Annotated in this window: 14 protein-coding genes; 4 read left to right on the top strand and 10 right to left on the bottom strand. The window is 70.3% G+C overall.

The features are described from left to right. Positions 1–7 precede the first annotated feature (7 nt). From ACWD0F_RS03060 to ACWD0F_RS03070, 3 genes are all read right to left on the bottom strand, one after another. Positions 8–1,294 (bottom strand): MFS transporter, encoded by a 1,287-nt coding sequence (locus ACWD0F_RS03060; protein ID WP_449872218.1) that lies wholly within the window; start codon positions 1,292–1,294, stop codon positions 8–10. Between the two features lie 25 nt (positions 1,295–1,319). Continuing rightward, positions 1,320–2,057, bottom strand: a complete 738-nt coding sequence (locus ACWD0F_RS03065; RefSeq protein ID WP_449872219.1) for an SDR family NAD(P)-dependent oxidoreductase — start codon at positions 2,055–2,057, stop codon at positions 1,320–1,322. A gap of 116 nt (positions 2,058–2,173) precedes the next feature. After that, complete coding sequence (locus ACWD0F_RS03070; RefSeq protein WP_449872220.1) at positions 2,174–3,022, bottom strand: bifunctional methylenetetrahydrofolate dehydrogenase/methenyltetrahydrofolate cyclohydrolase; 849 nt, start codon at positions 3,020–3,022, stop codon at positions 2,174–2,176. Between the two features lie 344 nt (positions 3,023–3,366). On the opposite strand from ACWD0F_RS03070, the gene ACWD0F_RS03075 reads away from it, so the two are divergent. Next, complete coding sequence (locus ACWD0F_RS03075) at positions 3,367–4,329, top strand: ROK family protein (RefSeq protein WP_449872221.1); 963 nt, start codon at positions 3,367–3,369, stop codon at positions 4,327–4,329. Here ACWD0F_RS03075 and ACWD0F_RS03080 read toward each other — a convergent pair. The 3 genes from ACWD0F_RS03080 to purN all read right to left on the bottom strand — a co-directional run bounded on the left by ACWD0F_RS03080 (position 4,289) and on the right by purN (position 6,753). Beyond that, positions 4,289–4,465 (bottom strand): hypothetical protein, encoded by a 177-nt coding sequence (locus tag ACWD0F_RS03080; protein WP_449872222.1) that lies wholly within the window; start codon positions 4,463–4,465, stop codon positions 4,289–4,291. The genes ACWD0F_RS03075 and ACWD0F_RS03080 overlap by 41 nt on opposite strands. A 120-nt stretch (positions 4,466–4,585) precedes the next feature. Then, positions 4,586–6,127: a bifunctional phosphoribosylaminoimidazolecarboxamide formyltransferase/IMP cyclohydrolase gene (gene purH / locus ACWD0F_RS03085; RefSeq protein WP_449872223.1), complete on the bottom strand. Its 1,542-nt coding sequence runs from the start codon at positions 6,125–6,127 to the stop codon at positions 4,586–4,588. Continuing rightward, positions 6,124–6,753 carry a phosphoribosylglycinamide formyltransferase gene (gene purN / locus ACWD0F_RS03090; protein WP_449872224.1) on the bottom strand — a complete coding sequence of 210 codons (630 nt, stop codon included), beginning with the start codon at positions 6,751–6,753 and terminating at the stop codon, positions 6,124–6,126. The genes purH and purN overlap by 4 nt, the downstream gene beginning before the upstream one ends. 76 nt (positions 6,754–6,829) lie before the next feature. On the opposite strand from purN, the gene ACWD0F_RS03095 reads away from it, so the two are divergent. Further along, positions 6,830–7,249: a hypothetical protein gene (locus ACWD0F_RS03095; protein ID WP_449872225.1), complete on the top strand. Its 420-nt coding sequence runs from the start codon at positions 6,830–6,832 to the stop codon at positions 7,247–7,249. Here the strand turns inward: ACWD0F_RS03095 and ACWD0F_RS03100 are convergent. The 4 genes from ACWD0F_RS03100 to sucC form a co-directional block, all read right to left on the bottom strand. Continuing rightward, positions 7,246–8,478, bottom strand: coding sequence for a cytochrome P450 family protein (locus ACWD0F_RS03100; RefSeq protein WP_449872226.1), 1,233 nt, complete (start codon positions 8,476–8,478; stop codon positions 7,246–7,248). The genes ACWD0F_RS03095 and ACWD0F_RS03100 overlap by 4 nt on opposite strands. A 67-nt stretch (positions 8,479–8,545) precedes the next feature. Then, positions 8,546–10,180 carry a cell division protein PerM gene (locus ACWD0F_RS03105; protein ID WP_449872227.1) on the bottom strand — a complete coding sequence of 545 codons (1,635 nt, stop codon included), beginning with the start codon at positions 10,178–10,180 and terminating at the stop codon, positions 8,546–8,548. 189 nt (positions 10,181–10,369) lie between these two features. Continuing rightward, a complete protein-coding gene (sucD, locus tag ACWD0F_RS03110; protein WP_449872228.1) occupies positions 10,370–11,245 on the bottom strand; it encodes a succinate--CoA ligase subunit alpha in 876 nt (291 codons plus the stop codon). A 3-nt stretch (positions 11,246–11,248) separates the two neighbouring features. Beyond that, a complete protein-coding gene (gene sucC / locus ACWD0F_RS03115) occupies positions 11,249–12,430 on the bottom strand; it encodes an ADP-forming succinate--CoA ligase subunit beta (protein WP_449872229.1) in 1,182 nt (393 codons plus the stop codon). Between the two features lie 273 nt (positions 12,431–12,703). On the opposite strand from sucC, the gene ACWD0F_RS03120 reads away from it, so the two are divergent. Together ACWD0F_RS03120 and ACWD0F_RS03125 are read left to right on the top strand one after the other, a co-directional pair. Further along, on the top strand, positions 12,704–13,519 hold the full coding sequence (locus ACWD0F_RS03120; protein WP_449872230.1) for a hypothetical protein: 816 nt from the start codon (positions 12,704–12,706) through the stop codon (positions 13,517–13,519). Positions 13,520–13,600: 81 nt separating this feature from the next. Beyond that, the gene (locus ACWD0F_RS03125) at positions 13,601–14,464 is read left to right on the top strand and encodes a hypothetical protein (RefSeq protein WP_449872231.1); all 864 of its coding nucleotides are present in this window, start codon (positions 13,601–13,603) and stop codon (positions 14,462–14,464) included. The last annotated feature ends 118 nt before the right edge of the window (positions 14,465–14,582 follow it).

Raw genomic sequence — 14,582 nt, forward strand, 5'->3', positions numbered from 1 at the left:
ATCCTCCCTAGTGCAGGCGCCGGTGCGCGCTCTCCCGCATGCCCGCCACGACCGTGAGTGTGACGGCGGCGGAGACGATCGGCAGCAGGGCGACCGCCATCGCGGAGCCGGTGAGCTGGACGAGCCCGGTGGCCACGAACGGAGCCGTGCCGCCGAAGGCCATGACCGCGAAGTTGTAGCCGATGGACATCGTCGTATAGCGCAGCTTGGTGGGGAACAACTCCGACAAGGCGGCCGGGCCCGGGCCGGAGAACATGGCCAGGATGACCGCGATGACGATCTGGCCCGCGAACACGCCTGCCGCTCCCCCGTCCCTGAGCAGCAGCATGACCGGCCAGCTCAGCACCAGGAAGCCCGCGGCGGCGGCCAGCAGCAGCGGCTTGCGCCCGATCCGGTCCGACAACGCGCCGAAGCCCGCGATGCACACGGTCAGCGTCACCAGGCCGACGAGGTTCGACGCGCGGGCCACGCCCGCGTCCACCCCGGCGACGTCGGTGAGCCAGGTGGGCAGGTAGGTGAGGAAGAAGAAGTACGCGACGGTCCAGAGCATGGTGAAGCCGAAACCGCGGGCGATCCCGGCGAACTGGGTGCGCAGTCCCTCACGCAGCGGGCTCTTCGCGGTCGCGCCCTTCTGCTGCTCCTCGGCGAACGCGGGCGTCTCCGCCATGCCGTACCGCAACCACAGGGCGGCGGCCGCGGTGAGCGCCGCCAGCAGGAACGGGATGCGCCAGGCCCAGGCGAGCACCTGCTCCTCGGTGAAGATCGTCGTGTTGAGCGCGACGACGCCCGACGCCAGCAGGAACCCGCCCGCCGTCGAGACCTGGTTGAAGCTGCCGAAGAAGCCGCGCTTGCGCTCCGGGGCGTACTCGACCAGGAAGGCCGCCGAGCCCGCCCACTCGCCCGCCACCGAGAAGCCCTGCACCATGCGCAGGACCACCAGCAGCAGCGGCGCGACGACGCCGATGCTGCCGTACGCCGGGAGCACGCCGATCAACGTCGTGGCCGCGCCCATCATGAGCACGCTGACGACCAGCGCGGTCCTGCGGCCGAACTTGTCGCCCACGTGGCCGAACACGATCGCGCCGAGCGGGCGCATCAGGAAGCCGACGGCGAACACGGCGAAGGTGTAGAGGGTGCCGACCAGGGCGTCGGACTCGGGGAAGAACAGTTTGCCCAGCGTGACAGCCGTGTAGGCGTACACCATGCTGTCGTAGTTCTCCATGATGTTGCCGAAGCTGCCCGCGAGGACGGCGCGCATGTTCGAGGTTCTGGTGAGGGTCGTGGTGGTGCTCATCGTGGCCTCTCGCTCTCAGGGGGTGTCAGGACGCGGTGTATCCGCCGTCCACCGGCAGCAGCACGCCGGTCACGAAAGACGCCTTGGGAGACGCCAGGTACGTCACGGCCACGGCCACGTCGGCGGGATCGCCGGCGCGGCCCATCGGGGCCCGCTGGATCCGCGGGCGCAACTGCTCGTCGGAGAGCTGCTGGAGCAGCGGGGTGATGAACACCCCCGGCAGCACGCAGTTGACCCGGATGCCCCGGTCCGCCAGCTCCACCGCCGCCGTCTTGGTCAGCATGTGCAGGCCGGCCTTGCTGACCTGGTAGGCCACCGTCGACGGCGGTGCGGGCGGGGGTGGGGGCGGGAGGTGGCCGTAGATGGAGCCGATGTTCACGACGCTGGCGTGCGGGCTGGCGGTCAGCTCGCCGACGAACGTGCGGATGCCCGTCCACGGGGCCCACAGGTTGGTGCGCAGCACCCGGTCCCAGTCGGCGTCGTCGGTGTCGAGCAGGTCCTTGCGCACGCTGACGCCGGCGTTGTTGACGAGGATGTCGAGGCGGCCGTACGTGGTGCGCACGGTGTCGGCCAGGAGGTCCCACGAGTCGCGGTCGCGGACGTCCAGCCGCTGGTAGACCGGGCCGGACCAGGGTTTGTCCTGCCGATCGTGCAGATCGCCGTAGACGACCTGCGCGCCCTCGGCGTGCAGGGCGTCGACGATGGCGGCGCCCAGGCCGGCGGCTCCGCCGGTCACGACGGCGACCAGGCCGTCCAGCTCCATGGACCACTCCTCTCGGGCCGCCCTACCGCATATGCGCTGGTAGGGCCCTTGAGGACCATCCTGAGCCGATGTGCCGCCCGCGACCTCCGTCAAATGACGGATGCGCTGGGAGTTGCTTACGCCTGGCGCTCCGCGGCGTCCACCACGTTGGAGAGGAGCAGCGCCCGGGTCATGGGGCCGACGCCGCCCGGGTTGGGCGTGAGGAAGCCCGCGACGTCCTCGACGTCCAGCGCCACGTCCCCGGCGATCTTGCCGTGCACCCGGGAGACGCCCACGTCGAGCACGGCAGCGCCGGGCTTGACCATGTCGGCCGTGATGAGGTCGGGCACGCCGGCGGCCGCCACCACGATGTCGGCCCGGCGCACGTGGGCGGCCAGATCCTGGGTGCCGGTGTGGCAGAGGGTCACGGTCGCGTTCTCGCTGCGGCGGGTGAGCAGCAGGCCGAGCGAGCGGCCCACAGTGATGCCGCGGCCGACCACGGCCACCTCCGCGCCCTTGATCGGCACGCCGTATTCCTGCAGGAGCAGCACGATGCCGTGCGGGGTGCACGGGAGCGGCGCGTCGACCATGTGGACGAGGCGGCCGAGGTTGATCGGGTGCAGGCCGTCGGCGTCCTTGGCCGGGTCCATGCGCTCCAGCAGGGCCATCGTGTCGAGGTGCTTGGGCAGCGGGAGCTGGACGATGTAGCCGGTGCAGGCCGGGGAGGCGTTGAGCTCGTCGATGGCCGCCTCGACGTCGGCCTGGGCGGCGGTGGCCGGCAGGTCGACGCGGAGGGAGGCGATGCCCACCTCGGCGCAGTCGCGGTGCTTGCCCGCGACGTAGATCTGGCTGCCGGGGTCGTCGCCCACGAGCACGGTGCCGAGGCCGGGGTTGACGCCGCGTTCCTTGAGCGCGGCCACCCGGGCCTTGAGGTCTGCCTTGATCTTGGCGGCGGTCGCCTTGCCATCGAGTTTCACTGCGCTCATGCCCGCAATCCTTCCATGCCTCCTCCCGCGTCCGGCACACGCGTCCCCGAAGGTCACGCACGCTGACCGGCACGACCTTCCCAAGACCTCCCCATCACCGCCCGCGACCCGTCCCGCCGCCAGGCGGTCGTCCTGAGGCGGCGCGCGGTTATCCACAGGGCCCAGGCAGTCGGTGCCAAGTTATCCACAGTCCGTTACTGACATCGTTGTCATTGATCTTGGAAGGGCTTAGTGTTACGGGCGCCAGGAACACGTTCACGACGGCGTTGCGTGGCGCCGGCGCCACGCTCACGGAGGTTCGCCTTGTCCTTCACCCACCAGCCCATCGACCACTGCGCGCACTGATGGCCTGCGTACTTTCCGTTGACATCGGAGGGACCAAGCTCGCCGCCGCGCTGGTGGACGAGGCCGGGTCCGTCCTGTGCTCCGCCACCCGGCCCACCCCGCGTACGGACGTCATGAGCGCCCTGGCCGCCCTCATCGCGGAGGTCACGGACGGGGGCCCGCCGCCCACGGCCGTCGGCATCGGCTGCGCGGGGCCGCTGGACCTGGCCACCGGCACCGTGAGCCCGGTGAACATGCCCGGTTGGCGCGGCTTCCCGTTGCGTGACGAGGTGCGGAAGCTGACCGGCCTGCCCACCATGATCGCGGGCGACGCGCAGTGTTTCGCGCTCGGGGAGCACTGGCTGGGAGCGGGGCGCGGCAGTGCGTCGCTGCTCGGGGTCGTCGTGTCCACGGGCATCGGCGGTGGCCTGGTCATCGACGGCGCCCCGCTCCTGGGGCCCACCGGCAACGCCGGGCATGTCGGGCACATGAGCATCGACCCCAGCGGCGAACGGTGCGAGTGCGGCGGGCGGGGCTGCGTGGAGCGCTACTCCAGCGGCCCGAACCTGGTTCGGTGGGCGCTGGAGAACGGCTGGTCGCCGGGAGGAAGCCGGCAGGAGGAGCAGCCGGACGCGCGGATGCTCGCGCGTGACGCCACAGCGGGAGACCCGATCGCGCTGGCGGCCTTCGAACGCGGCGCCCGGGCGCTGGCCGGCATGATCGCATCCACCGCCGCCATCGCCGAGGTCACGACCGTGGTCATCGGAGGTGGCGTGTCGGCCGCCGGCAAGGTGCTGTTCGAGCCTCTCGAACGAGCTCTCGACGACGTGGCCGGTCTGCCCTTCGTCAGGGCGGTCCAGGTGCGGCAGAGCACTCTCGGGGTGCGTGCCAGCCTCGCGGGCGCGGCCAACCTGGCCTGGCGGCTGCACCCGTCGGATGCCCCTATTCGCGCTCGGCGAACTGGGCTTCGCGGCGCTCGATGATCCGGCGGGTGAACGGGATGAGCTCGACCACGCGGCTGCCCAGATAGGCGCCGGCGAAGGCGAGCACCAGGAGAACGAAGGGGCTGGTCGCGAAGCCGTTCATGGTCACGAAGGCCTGCAGCATCGGATCGAGCAAGGAGGGCTCCAGGGGGCGAGCGAGAGCGGGGAGCCACCAGGCTAACCGCAGGGGCCTGATGCTCGCCCCCAAAACGCCCAAGGGGCGACATGATCGTCCATGTCGCCCTTTGGTTAACGATCAGTGGAAGAAGTGCCGCGTGCCGGTGAAGTAGAGGGTGATGCCCGCCTGCGCGGCGGCCTCGACGACCATCTCGTCCCGGATCGAGCCGCCGGGCTCGACGATGAACTGCACTCCGGCGTCGATCAGCACCTGTGCCCCGTCGGGGAAGGGGAAGTACGCGTCGGAGGCCGCGACCGCCCCGACCGCCCGATCGGCCGCCCTGGAGACCGCCAGGCGGCACGAGTCCACCCGGTTGACCTGGCCCATGCCCACGCCCACGGTCGCGCCATCGCTGGCCAGCAGGATGGCGTTGGACTTCACCGAGCGGCAGGCGCGCCAGGCGAACTCCAGGTCCGCGAGCTGCTCGGGCGTCGCGGGCGCGCCGGTCTTGAGCTCCCACTGCGCGGCCGAGTCGCCGGAGGCGTCCACCCGGTCGACGCTCTGCTTCAGGAGGCCGCCGTCGATCTCCCGCAGCTCCGTCCGCCGCGACGGGCCCTCCGGGCAGTGCAGCAGGCGCAGGCTCTTCTTGACCCGCAGCACCTCCAGCGCCTCCGCGTCGTAGCCCGGCGCGATGACGACCTCGGTGAACACGTCGGCGATCTGCCGGGCCAGCTCCACCGTGACCGCGCGGTTGACGGCGATCACGCCGCCGTAGGCCGACGTGGGGTCGCAGGCGTGCGCCTTGCGGTGGGCGTCGGCCACGTCGGCGGCGATGGCGATGCCGCACGGGTTCTGGTGCTTGATGATGGCCACGCAGGGGTCGGAGAAGTCCCAGGCGGCGCGCCAGGCGGCGTCGGCGTCCAGGTAGTTGTTGTAGGACATCTCCTTGCCGTGCAGCTGCTCCGCGTTCGCCAGGCCGCCGGCGCCGGAGGTGTAGAGGGCGGCGCGCTGGTGCGGGTTCTCGCCGTAGCGCAGCGTCGCCTTGCGCTGGTGGGTGGCCCCCGAGAACTCGGGGAACTCCTCCTCGTTCCCGTACGCCTGCGCGAACCAGCTCGCCACGGCCACGTCGTAGGAGGCCGTGTGCGCGTACGCGATGCCCGCGAGCCGCCTGCGCTCGGTCAGCGTGAAGCCGTCCTCGGCCAGCGCGTCGCGCACGTCGCCGTAGGAGCTCGGGTCGACCACGACGGCGCAGGTGTTGTGGTTCTTCGCGGCGCCCCGGATCATGGCGGGCCCGCCGATGTCGATCTGCTCGACGCACTCCTCGTCGGACGCGCCGGAGGCCACCGTCTCCTGGAACGGATAGAGGTTGACCACGACGAGCTGGAACGGGTCGATCTCCAGCTCCTCGAGCTGGGCCACGTGGTGCGGCTTGGTGACGTCGGCCAGCAGCCCGGCGTGCACGCGCGGATGCAGCGTCTTGACCCGGCCGTCGAGGCACTCGGGGAACCCGGTGAGCTGCTCGACCTTCGTCACCGGGATCCCGTAGGACGAGATCGCGGCGGCCGTGCCACCGGTCGAGACGATCTCCACCCCCGCGCCGTCGAGAGCCCTGGCCAGCTCCTCGAGCCCGGACTTGTCGTACACAGCGATCAGCGCGCGCCGGATGGCGATGCGAGTCACGTGGTTTCCCCTCCTGTTTGGTTGCCGATTCGGACGGAACGTCCGCTGACCGTCCAGCCCTCGCGGGCCATCCGGCCGACGATGTCGACGAGCAGGCGGCGCTCGACGGTCTTGATCCGCTCGTGCAGCACCGCCTGGTCGTCTTCTGGGAGTACGGGCACTGCTTCCTGGGCGACGATCGGGCCGCTGTCGACGCCCGAGTCGGCCAGCATCACCGTGCAGCCGGTCACCTTGACCCCGTGCGCCAGCGCGTCACGCACACCGTGGGCGCCGGGGAACGACGGCAGCAGGGCCGGATGGGTGTTCAGCACGGGGACGGCGTCGAGCGTCGGCGCGCCCAGAATCTTCATGAACCCGGCCGACACGACCAGGTCCGGAGAATACGCTGCGATCTTGGCCGCGAGGGCGGCATCCCAGTCCGCCCGCGTCGCATAATCGCTCAATTTTTCAACAAATGTCGGGACTTCTGCCCTCGATGCCCTGACCAGCCCTTCGATCCCATCCCGGTCCGCGCCGACCGCTACCACGCGAGCCCCGTACAACGGGTCGGCGGAAGCGTCCAGCAGGGCCTGTAGGTTGGTTCCAGAGCCGGAGACGAGGACGACGAGCCGCCCAGCCTTTGACACGCACACTCTCCAAGAGGAAACAGGGTGGGGGTGACAAGGGTATCCGTTCCTCGCCCGGCGACGCAGAGGAGGTCAGGTGTCGACACCGGTGCAGGCACCGGCAGGCCAGCAGCCCGCGGAATCCGCGGGCCGCCGAGCGATCTGGTTGTCCATCGCAGCGCTGGCCATGACGTTCATGTTGCCGCTCGCCGGCCTGATCATGGCGCTGTTCGCGCTCATGGCCGGCATCCGGGCGCTCCCGTTGCTGAAGGGCGCGGGCAGGTCGACGGGTGTGGCCGTGGGCGGGATCACCGTCTCCTCGATCGCGCTGGCGCTGTCCGCCCTGGCGACGGCGATGCAGCTCTACCTGATGGACGAATATTCGGCCTACCAGGACTGCATGAAGGGCGCGGGCACGGTCTCGTCGCAGGGCGAGTGCTTCACCCAGTTCAGGGACGCGGCCCAGCGCAAACTGCCCGCCGACGTGCTGGACATGCTCGGCGCCATGCAGCCCTAGCGTGCCGCGGTGAAGCGTACGGGCAGCTCGACGGGGCCGCGGGTGATGCCCGCGGGCAGCCAGCGGCGCTCGGCCACCGGATCGGCCCAGGACAGATCGGGCAGCCGGTCCAGCAGCACGCCCAGGGCGATGGCGCCTTCCAGCCTGGCCAGAGGCGCGCCCAGGCAGTAGTGGATGCCGTGGCCGAAGGACAGGTGCCGCGGCTCGGAGCGCGCCACGTCAAGCCGCTCAGCCTCTTCGCACGCCCCGGCGTCCTTGGGTCTGCCGGGGTCGCGGCCGATCGAGGTGAGGGCGATCGTGACGGTCTCCCCGCGCTTGATGTGCCGCCCGCCGAGCGTGAGATCCTCGGCGGCGAAACGCGGCGGCGTCAGCTCCACGGGCGCGTCGTAGCGCAGAAACTCCTCCACCGCCCCCTGGAGGCGCTCGGGATGAGCCCTCAGGTACGCGGCCTGCCCGGGATGGTCCAGGAGGGCGGCGATGGCGTTGCCCAGCAGGTTCACCGTGGTTTCGTGGCCGGCGACCACCAGCAGGACCGCGGTGCCGAGCAGCTCGGTGTCGGACAGCCGGTCCTGGTCGTCGTCGTGGACCCGGATCAGCTCTGAGAGCAGGTCGCCGGCGGGAGCGTGCCGCTTCTCCGCCAGCAGCTCCTGGAGGTAGGCGTTGAGGGCCAGCAGGGCGGCACGCTGGCCGGACGACGGGTTGCCGATGCCCTCCCGGGTCCAGCGCTGGAGGTCGGCGCGGCGCCGTTCGGGAACGCCCAGCAACTCGCAGATGACCGCCATCGGCAGCGGGCCGGTGAAGGAGGCGACCAGGTCGGCCGTGCCCGCGGGTTCGATGGCGTCGATCAGCCGGTGGGAGAGCTGCCGGATGCGCGGGGCGAGCCGTTCGGCGGCGCGGGCGGTGAAGGCCGTGGAGACCAGGCGGCGCAGCCGGGTGTGCTCGGGCGGATCGGCCGTCAGCATGTTGCCGCCCAGACCGGAGCCGGCGAGCAACATGTGCCGGCCGGCGGCGCGGAGCTTCGCGGCGGCGGGTTCGGGGTTCTTGCTCAGTTGCGGATGGGCGAGCGCCTGGCGGCCCAGCTCGTAGTCGACGACCAGCCAGGTGGCCGAGCCGTCGGCGGAGCGGACGCGGTGAATGGGGGCCTGTCGCCGCAGCTCGGCATAGCGGGCGTGGGCGTTCGCCTTGAACTCGGGCGTTCCGACGAGGACGGGGGTCATCTCGGTGGTCACCTGGACATGCTCCGCCAGCGGCCCGCCAAAGACCAGCACCCACCCGGACGCGAAGGCCGGTGGATGGCTAGTCCCGGTCCCAGGCGTAGGGGTCGACGTAGATGACGTGGCCGCCACGGTCGTCGGATTCGTCCACGATGTCCTTGCGGGGCGGTCTGGCCGTCACTTCGGGCTCCGGCGCAGTGGGGCGGGCCTGCGCCAGCGTCTCCGCCTCGGCCGAGGCGTGCTCGTCCTGCCAGTCGTCCCTGATGACCGGGATCTCCTGGGTGTCGGCCTCGGTGGCGTCCATCCAGTGGCCGGGCAGCGGGCGCGGGTCGGACTCCGCGAGCCCCACCCTGCTCGCCGCCTTGGCGAGCGCGGCCCCTGCCTTACGCACCGGCGCGGCCGCCTTGTCGAGTGGCGCGCGGGCGCGCTTGTTGACCAGCAGCAGGTTGGTCACGCCGGCCGAGATGCCCGCGGCCACCCCGACCTCCAGCGCCACCGACAGCGCCACCTCCCAGGGCGACGGCCCGACCGCGGCGAGCTGCCCGCCGCCGATGGGCCCGCCGGACAGCGCCGCCAGCACCCCCGCCACGAGCCCGGTGGAGATCCCGGTGAGGAAACCCCACAACGGCGCGGCCTCATAGGAGTGCGACGGCGAGATCCTGGCCACCATCACCCCGGCCACGGCCCCAGCCGCGAACGGCAGCGCGATCACCGCCATCATCCACGCGGGCACCGGCCCGCTCTCCGGCAACGCCCCCAGCAGCGGCAGGCTCGGCACCGTGCCGAGCTGCACCCCCGTGGGCGCGACCAGGGTGTCGGCCCCGATGGCGAACCCGGGACCGGCGATGTAGGAGGAGGCCCAGACGACGACGTTGAGGAGGTAGAGGAGTTGCAGCAGCAACAGCAGCACCCCGCCCACGAACCCGGGCGACAGGACGCTGGACAGCTCCTTGACCTGCGAGAAGTTCAGCACGATGGCGACCAGCACGAGCGCGAGCCCGGCCACGAGCAGCACGCCCGTGCCGACCGCGGTGCCGACGGTGAGGGCGCGGACACGCTCGGGCAGCAGCCGCAACATCACCCGCCAGGGGCCGATCATCCGCGCCGTGGCGAGCGCGCCCGCCAGGAACGCCAGGACGAAGTGGCTGAACAGCGCCTCACCGATGAACGGCTGGGTGATGTCGTTGCTCGCCACCAGCGCGATCAGGCCCGCGAGCAGCGCGTACGGGGCCGCCAGCGACACCCCCGCCTGCGCCACCACGATGAGCTGCGCACGGCGGCGGGCCTGGGCCTTCTCGCGCGGGCTGTTCTTGGGCAGCCGCTCGGGCAGCCGGAGCCGCAGGTCGGCGTCGCGGGCCATCCAGCGGCCGGCCCGGTAGAGCAGCATGGCCGGCAGGATCATCAACCCGAGAGGCAGCAGCCCGACCCGCCCGCTGGGGATGGCGAACCCGGCGTGGTGGGCGGCCAGCCAGAGCTGCGCCGCCGTACGGAACACGCCTGGCAGCCCCGCGCCCAGGGTGCCGCGCGGCGCGGCGATCCAGCCGACCAGGGTCAGCGTGGTGAGGGCGGCCAGACCGACGCCCAGGGTGCAGGCGGCGGCGAGCATCCCCGACACGGGTAGCGGCCGCCTCGTATCGTCGTCGTCGCTCGACACCCCGGGCAGCCTGCTGAGCACTGACCGGGGGGCAGTGCGCAACTGGTCGAGAATCGCCGTCACAGTAGGGATTTTCTCAAGGTTTCCCGACCAGCGCTTGGTTGACGCGCCGCCGACGATCCACTTTGTCGGACCAATAGGGGTGTGATTTGTCCCAGGGGCACCTGATGCGCCGCGGAAAGGCACCGCATGGGGCGAACCACCCCATGGAAAAGCCCCGCGCGGTGCGCGGGGCTTGACCGGGGGTGCTGGTCAGCGCGCCTGCATGATCTCGCGCATCAGGCGGGCGGTCTCGGAGGGGGTCTTGCCGACGCGGACGCCGACCTTCTCCAGGGCCTCCTTCTTCGCCTGCGCGGTGCCGGCGGAGCCGGACACGATCGCGCCCGCGTGCCCCATCGTCTTGCCCTCGGGCGCGGTGAAGCCCGCCACGTAGGCCACGACCGGCTTGGAGACGTGCTGCTCGATGTAGGCGGCGGCCCGCTCCTCGGCGTCGCCGCCGATCTCACCGATCATCACGATCGCGTCGGTGGCGGGGTCGTCCTGGAACGCCTGCAGCGCGTCGATGTGCGTGGTGCCGATGACGGGGTCGCCACCGATGCCCACAGCCGTCGAGAAGCCGAAGTCGCGCAGCTCGTACATGAGCTGGTAGGTGAGCGTGCCCGACTTCGAGACCAGGCCGATGCGGCCGGCGGTGGTGATGTCGGCGGGGATGATGCCCGCGTTGGAGGCGCCGGGAGAGGCGATGCCCGGGCAGTTGGGGCCGATGATCCGGGTCTTGTTGCCCTTGGCCACCGCGTACGCCCAGAACTCCGTGGAGTCGTGCACCGGAACGCCCTCGGTGATCACCACGACGAGCGGGATCTCGGCGTCGATGGCCTCCTTGACCGCGTCCTTGGTGAACGCCGGCGGCACGAACACGACCGACACGTCGGCGCCGGTCTGCTCGATGGCCTCCTTGACCGTCCCGAACACGGGCAGGCCCTCGTGCGTCGTGCCGGCCTTGCGGGCGTTGACGCCGCCCACGACCCGGGCGCCGGAGGCGAGCATGCGGCGGGTGTGCTTGGTGCCCTCGCCGCCCGTCATGCCCTGAACGATGATCTTGCTGTTCTCTGTCAACCAGATGGCCATGAGTTACGCACCTACCGCAGCGAGCTCGGCGGCCCGCTTGGCCGCTTCGTCCATCGTGTCTACCAGCTCGACCCGCGGGAGTGCGGCGTCGGCCAGGATCTGCCGCCCGAGCAGGGCGTTGTTGCCGTCGAGGCGGACCACCAGCGGGTGGGTCACCGCCTCGCCGCGGCTCTCCAGCAGCTTGAACGCCGAGACGATGCCGTTGGCGACGGCGTCGCAGGCGGTGATGCCGCCGAAGACGTTCACGAAGATCGACTTGACGCTCGGGTCGGAGATGATGATCTCCAGGCCCGCGGCCATGACCTCGGCCGAGGCGCCACCGCCGATGTCGAGGAAGTTGGCCGGCGACGGCTTGCCCGGGAACGCCTCACCGGCGTAGGCGACCACGTCGAGCGTGGACATGACCAGGCCGGCGCCGTTGCCGATGATGCCGACGTTGCCGTCGAGCTTGACGTAGTTGAGGTCCTTCTCCTTGGCCTTGGCCTCAAGCGGGTCCTCGGCGGCCTTGTCGGCCAGCGCCTCGTGCTCCGACTGGCGGAAGGCGGCGTTCTCGTCGAGGGTGACCTTGCCGTCGAGGGCCTTCACCTGGCCGTCAGCCGACAGGATCATGGGGTTGACCTCGACGAGCGTGGCGTCCTCGTCGACGAACGCGCACCAGAGCTTCTCGATCAGCTCGGCGGCGCCGTCGAGCGCCTTCTCCGGCAGGCCGCCGGCCACCGCGATGTCGCGGGCCGTGGCCCGGTCCACCCCGGTCAGCGCCGAGACCGGCACCTTGGCGACCTTGTCGGGAGAGGTGTGGGCGACCTCTTCGATGTCCATGCCGCCCGCGGCGGAGCAGATCGCGAGGAAGGTACGGTTCGCGCGGTCGAGCAGGAAGGAGAAGTAGTACTCCTCCGCGATCGCGCTGGCCTCCTCCACGAGCACCTTGTGGACCGTGTGGCCCTTGATGTCCATGCCGAGGATGGCCTCGGCCTTGGCGACGGCGTCGGCGGCGTCGTCGGCCACCTTCACGCCACCGGCCTTGCCGCGGCCACCGGTCTTGACCTGGGCCTTGACGACAACGCGGCCGGTCAGTTGCTCAGCGGCCGCGCGCACCTCCTCCACGGTGTGAGCGACGATGCCGCGTGGCACCGGGATGCCGTAGTCAGCGAAGAGTTCCTTCGCCTGATGTTCGAACAGGTCCACGAGGGTCCGTCCTTGCTTATCCGACTGATGTTCGACGGCCCGGGCAACCCGTGCGTGCCGGGCGTTTCCGCCAGTGAAGCCTAGCCCGAAGCTTGACCTGCCCTGGTCATCGGGTCGGGGTTCTCCCGATATGTGACGGTCATCTCACTAGTCCACGATGACCTCTGCACAACAATTGCACGGTTTTGACGACGAACGTACCGATCTTCGATATACGGTCGTGATCTTCAATGGGCAGGCTTGCTCTCCCCTTGTTTATGTCGAAGGAAACGTATGAAGCGAATTCTCGCGGGACTGGCACTGGCTTCGGCGGCAGTGCTCATGACCGCCGCGCCCGCGCAGGCCGCGCCGGTGGATCCGGCGAAGGCACTGAAGAAGCAGTATGCGGCGGGGAACGGGGTCCGCTTCTCGGAAACGGCCAGCACCCGGACCGACGGGAAGGGGTCCACGCTGAGATCGACCGGCGCCCTCGGATTCGGCAAGCGCGGAATCGTCGCCTGGAACCAGCGCAACCGGGGGACCAGCGGCTCCGGGCTCATCTTCACCACACTTCTGTCGCCGCCCCAAATGATCGTGGTGGGCGGGCAAGCCTACGTCCAGGGTGGAGTGTTCAGCGAGGATTTGCCCGAAGGCAAGAAATGGGTGAGTTACGACGAGACCACCGCCCGCCCCGGCACCGGTGCCCAGACGCTCGACATCTTCGAGCCCAAGGTGCTGAAGGCGCTCGTCTCGCACGCCAAGAGCTTCAAGGGCGGGACATACCAGGGCTCGCTCACCTTCGGCGACCTGAGCAAGATCTACGGCGAGCGCGTCGACAAGCGGACGAGTAAGATCAGCGTCCACTATGTGCTCGGCGTGAACTCCAAGGGCCTGGTCACCCGAATCCGCAGCACCTATTCGCTGGACTACGGAATTCTCGGAAAGACCACCGCCTCCGTTGACACTCGTTACACGGGATGGGGCGCGAAGATCACCATTAAGGCCCCGCCCGCGGACCAAGTCATCGACATCAGCGAGCTCGGCGCGGACACCCCCGTGCCCCAGGAGATTCCGAACGGCTCGCTGAACTCGCTCGGCCGGACCCCGTAGTCCTCGGGACCGCCGAGCCGATCCGCAAGGCCGTCCATGGACCTTGGCGGACCGATTCCCCTCAAACCACAAAGGAATTTCATGAAGCGCATTCTGATGGGCGTGGCATTAGCCACGACCGCGGCACTCGTGACGGCCACCCCCGCGCTGGCGGCCGCGCCCAAGAACCCGTTGACGGCCGTCAAGAAGCAGCTCGCCCCCGGCAAGGGGGTGAAGTTCACCGAGCGCACCACCATCACGGAGGGCAACAAGCGTGAGGTGTTCAGCCGGCGCAGCGGCACCCTGCAGTTCAGCAAGAGCGGGATCGCCGCCTCGGACGTCACCGGCAAGCTCAACATCCAGTTGAGCGACCTGGGCGAGCTGCCCGACGACGAGTTCGGCGAGATGATCAAGGCGATGGCCAAGCCGGAGCGCACGGTCAGGGTCGGCACCACGTCGTACCTGTCCGGCAACATCTGGTCGAGCCTGCTGCCTGAGGGAAAGACCTGGTTCAAGGCGCCCAAGGGTCCGGCCGGCGGCCTGCTCGGCTCGTACGGCCAGCCCCTGAACCTGGCCGAGACCGCCACCCTGAAGACGCTGCTCAAGGGCGCCAAGCCCACCAGCATCGGCTACACGGGCAAGACGCGGGTCGGCGACGTGTGGAAGGTCTCCCCCTGGCTCCGCGCCAGCCTGCTGGAGAAGCCCTCCGCCAAGGGGCTGAAGAGCACGATCACCTGGCGGCTCACCGTGGACAAGGCGGGCCTGCCGACTCGGCTCGTGACGACGTTCTCGGGGAGCGTGCTCGGCAGCGGCTCGGGAAGCGCGACCGTCGACACCAGCTACACCGGCTGGGGCACCGCCGTGTCGATCAAGGCGCCGCCGGCTGCGGAGGTCTCCGGCACGTTCGAGGACGGGGAGAGCGACATCTCCAGCCTGGACATCCCGCTCGGCAACCTCGCCAAGTAAGCTGATCAGCCGCACGACACGCGCTGGCCGGCCACGCAACATGAGCTGGCCAGCCCGCGCGGCACGCGCTGGCCGGCCGCGCAACGTGGGCTGATCAGCCGCGCGGGACGCGCTGGCC

The organism is Nonomuraea sp. NPDC002799 (genome assembly GCF_053592075.1).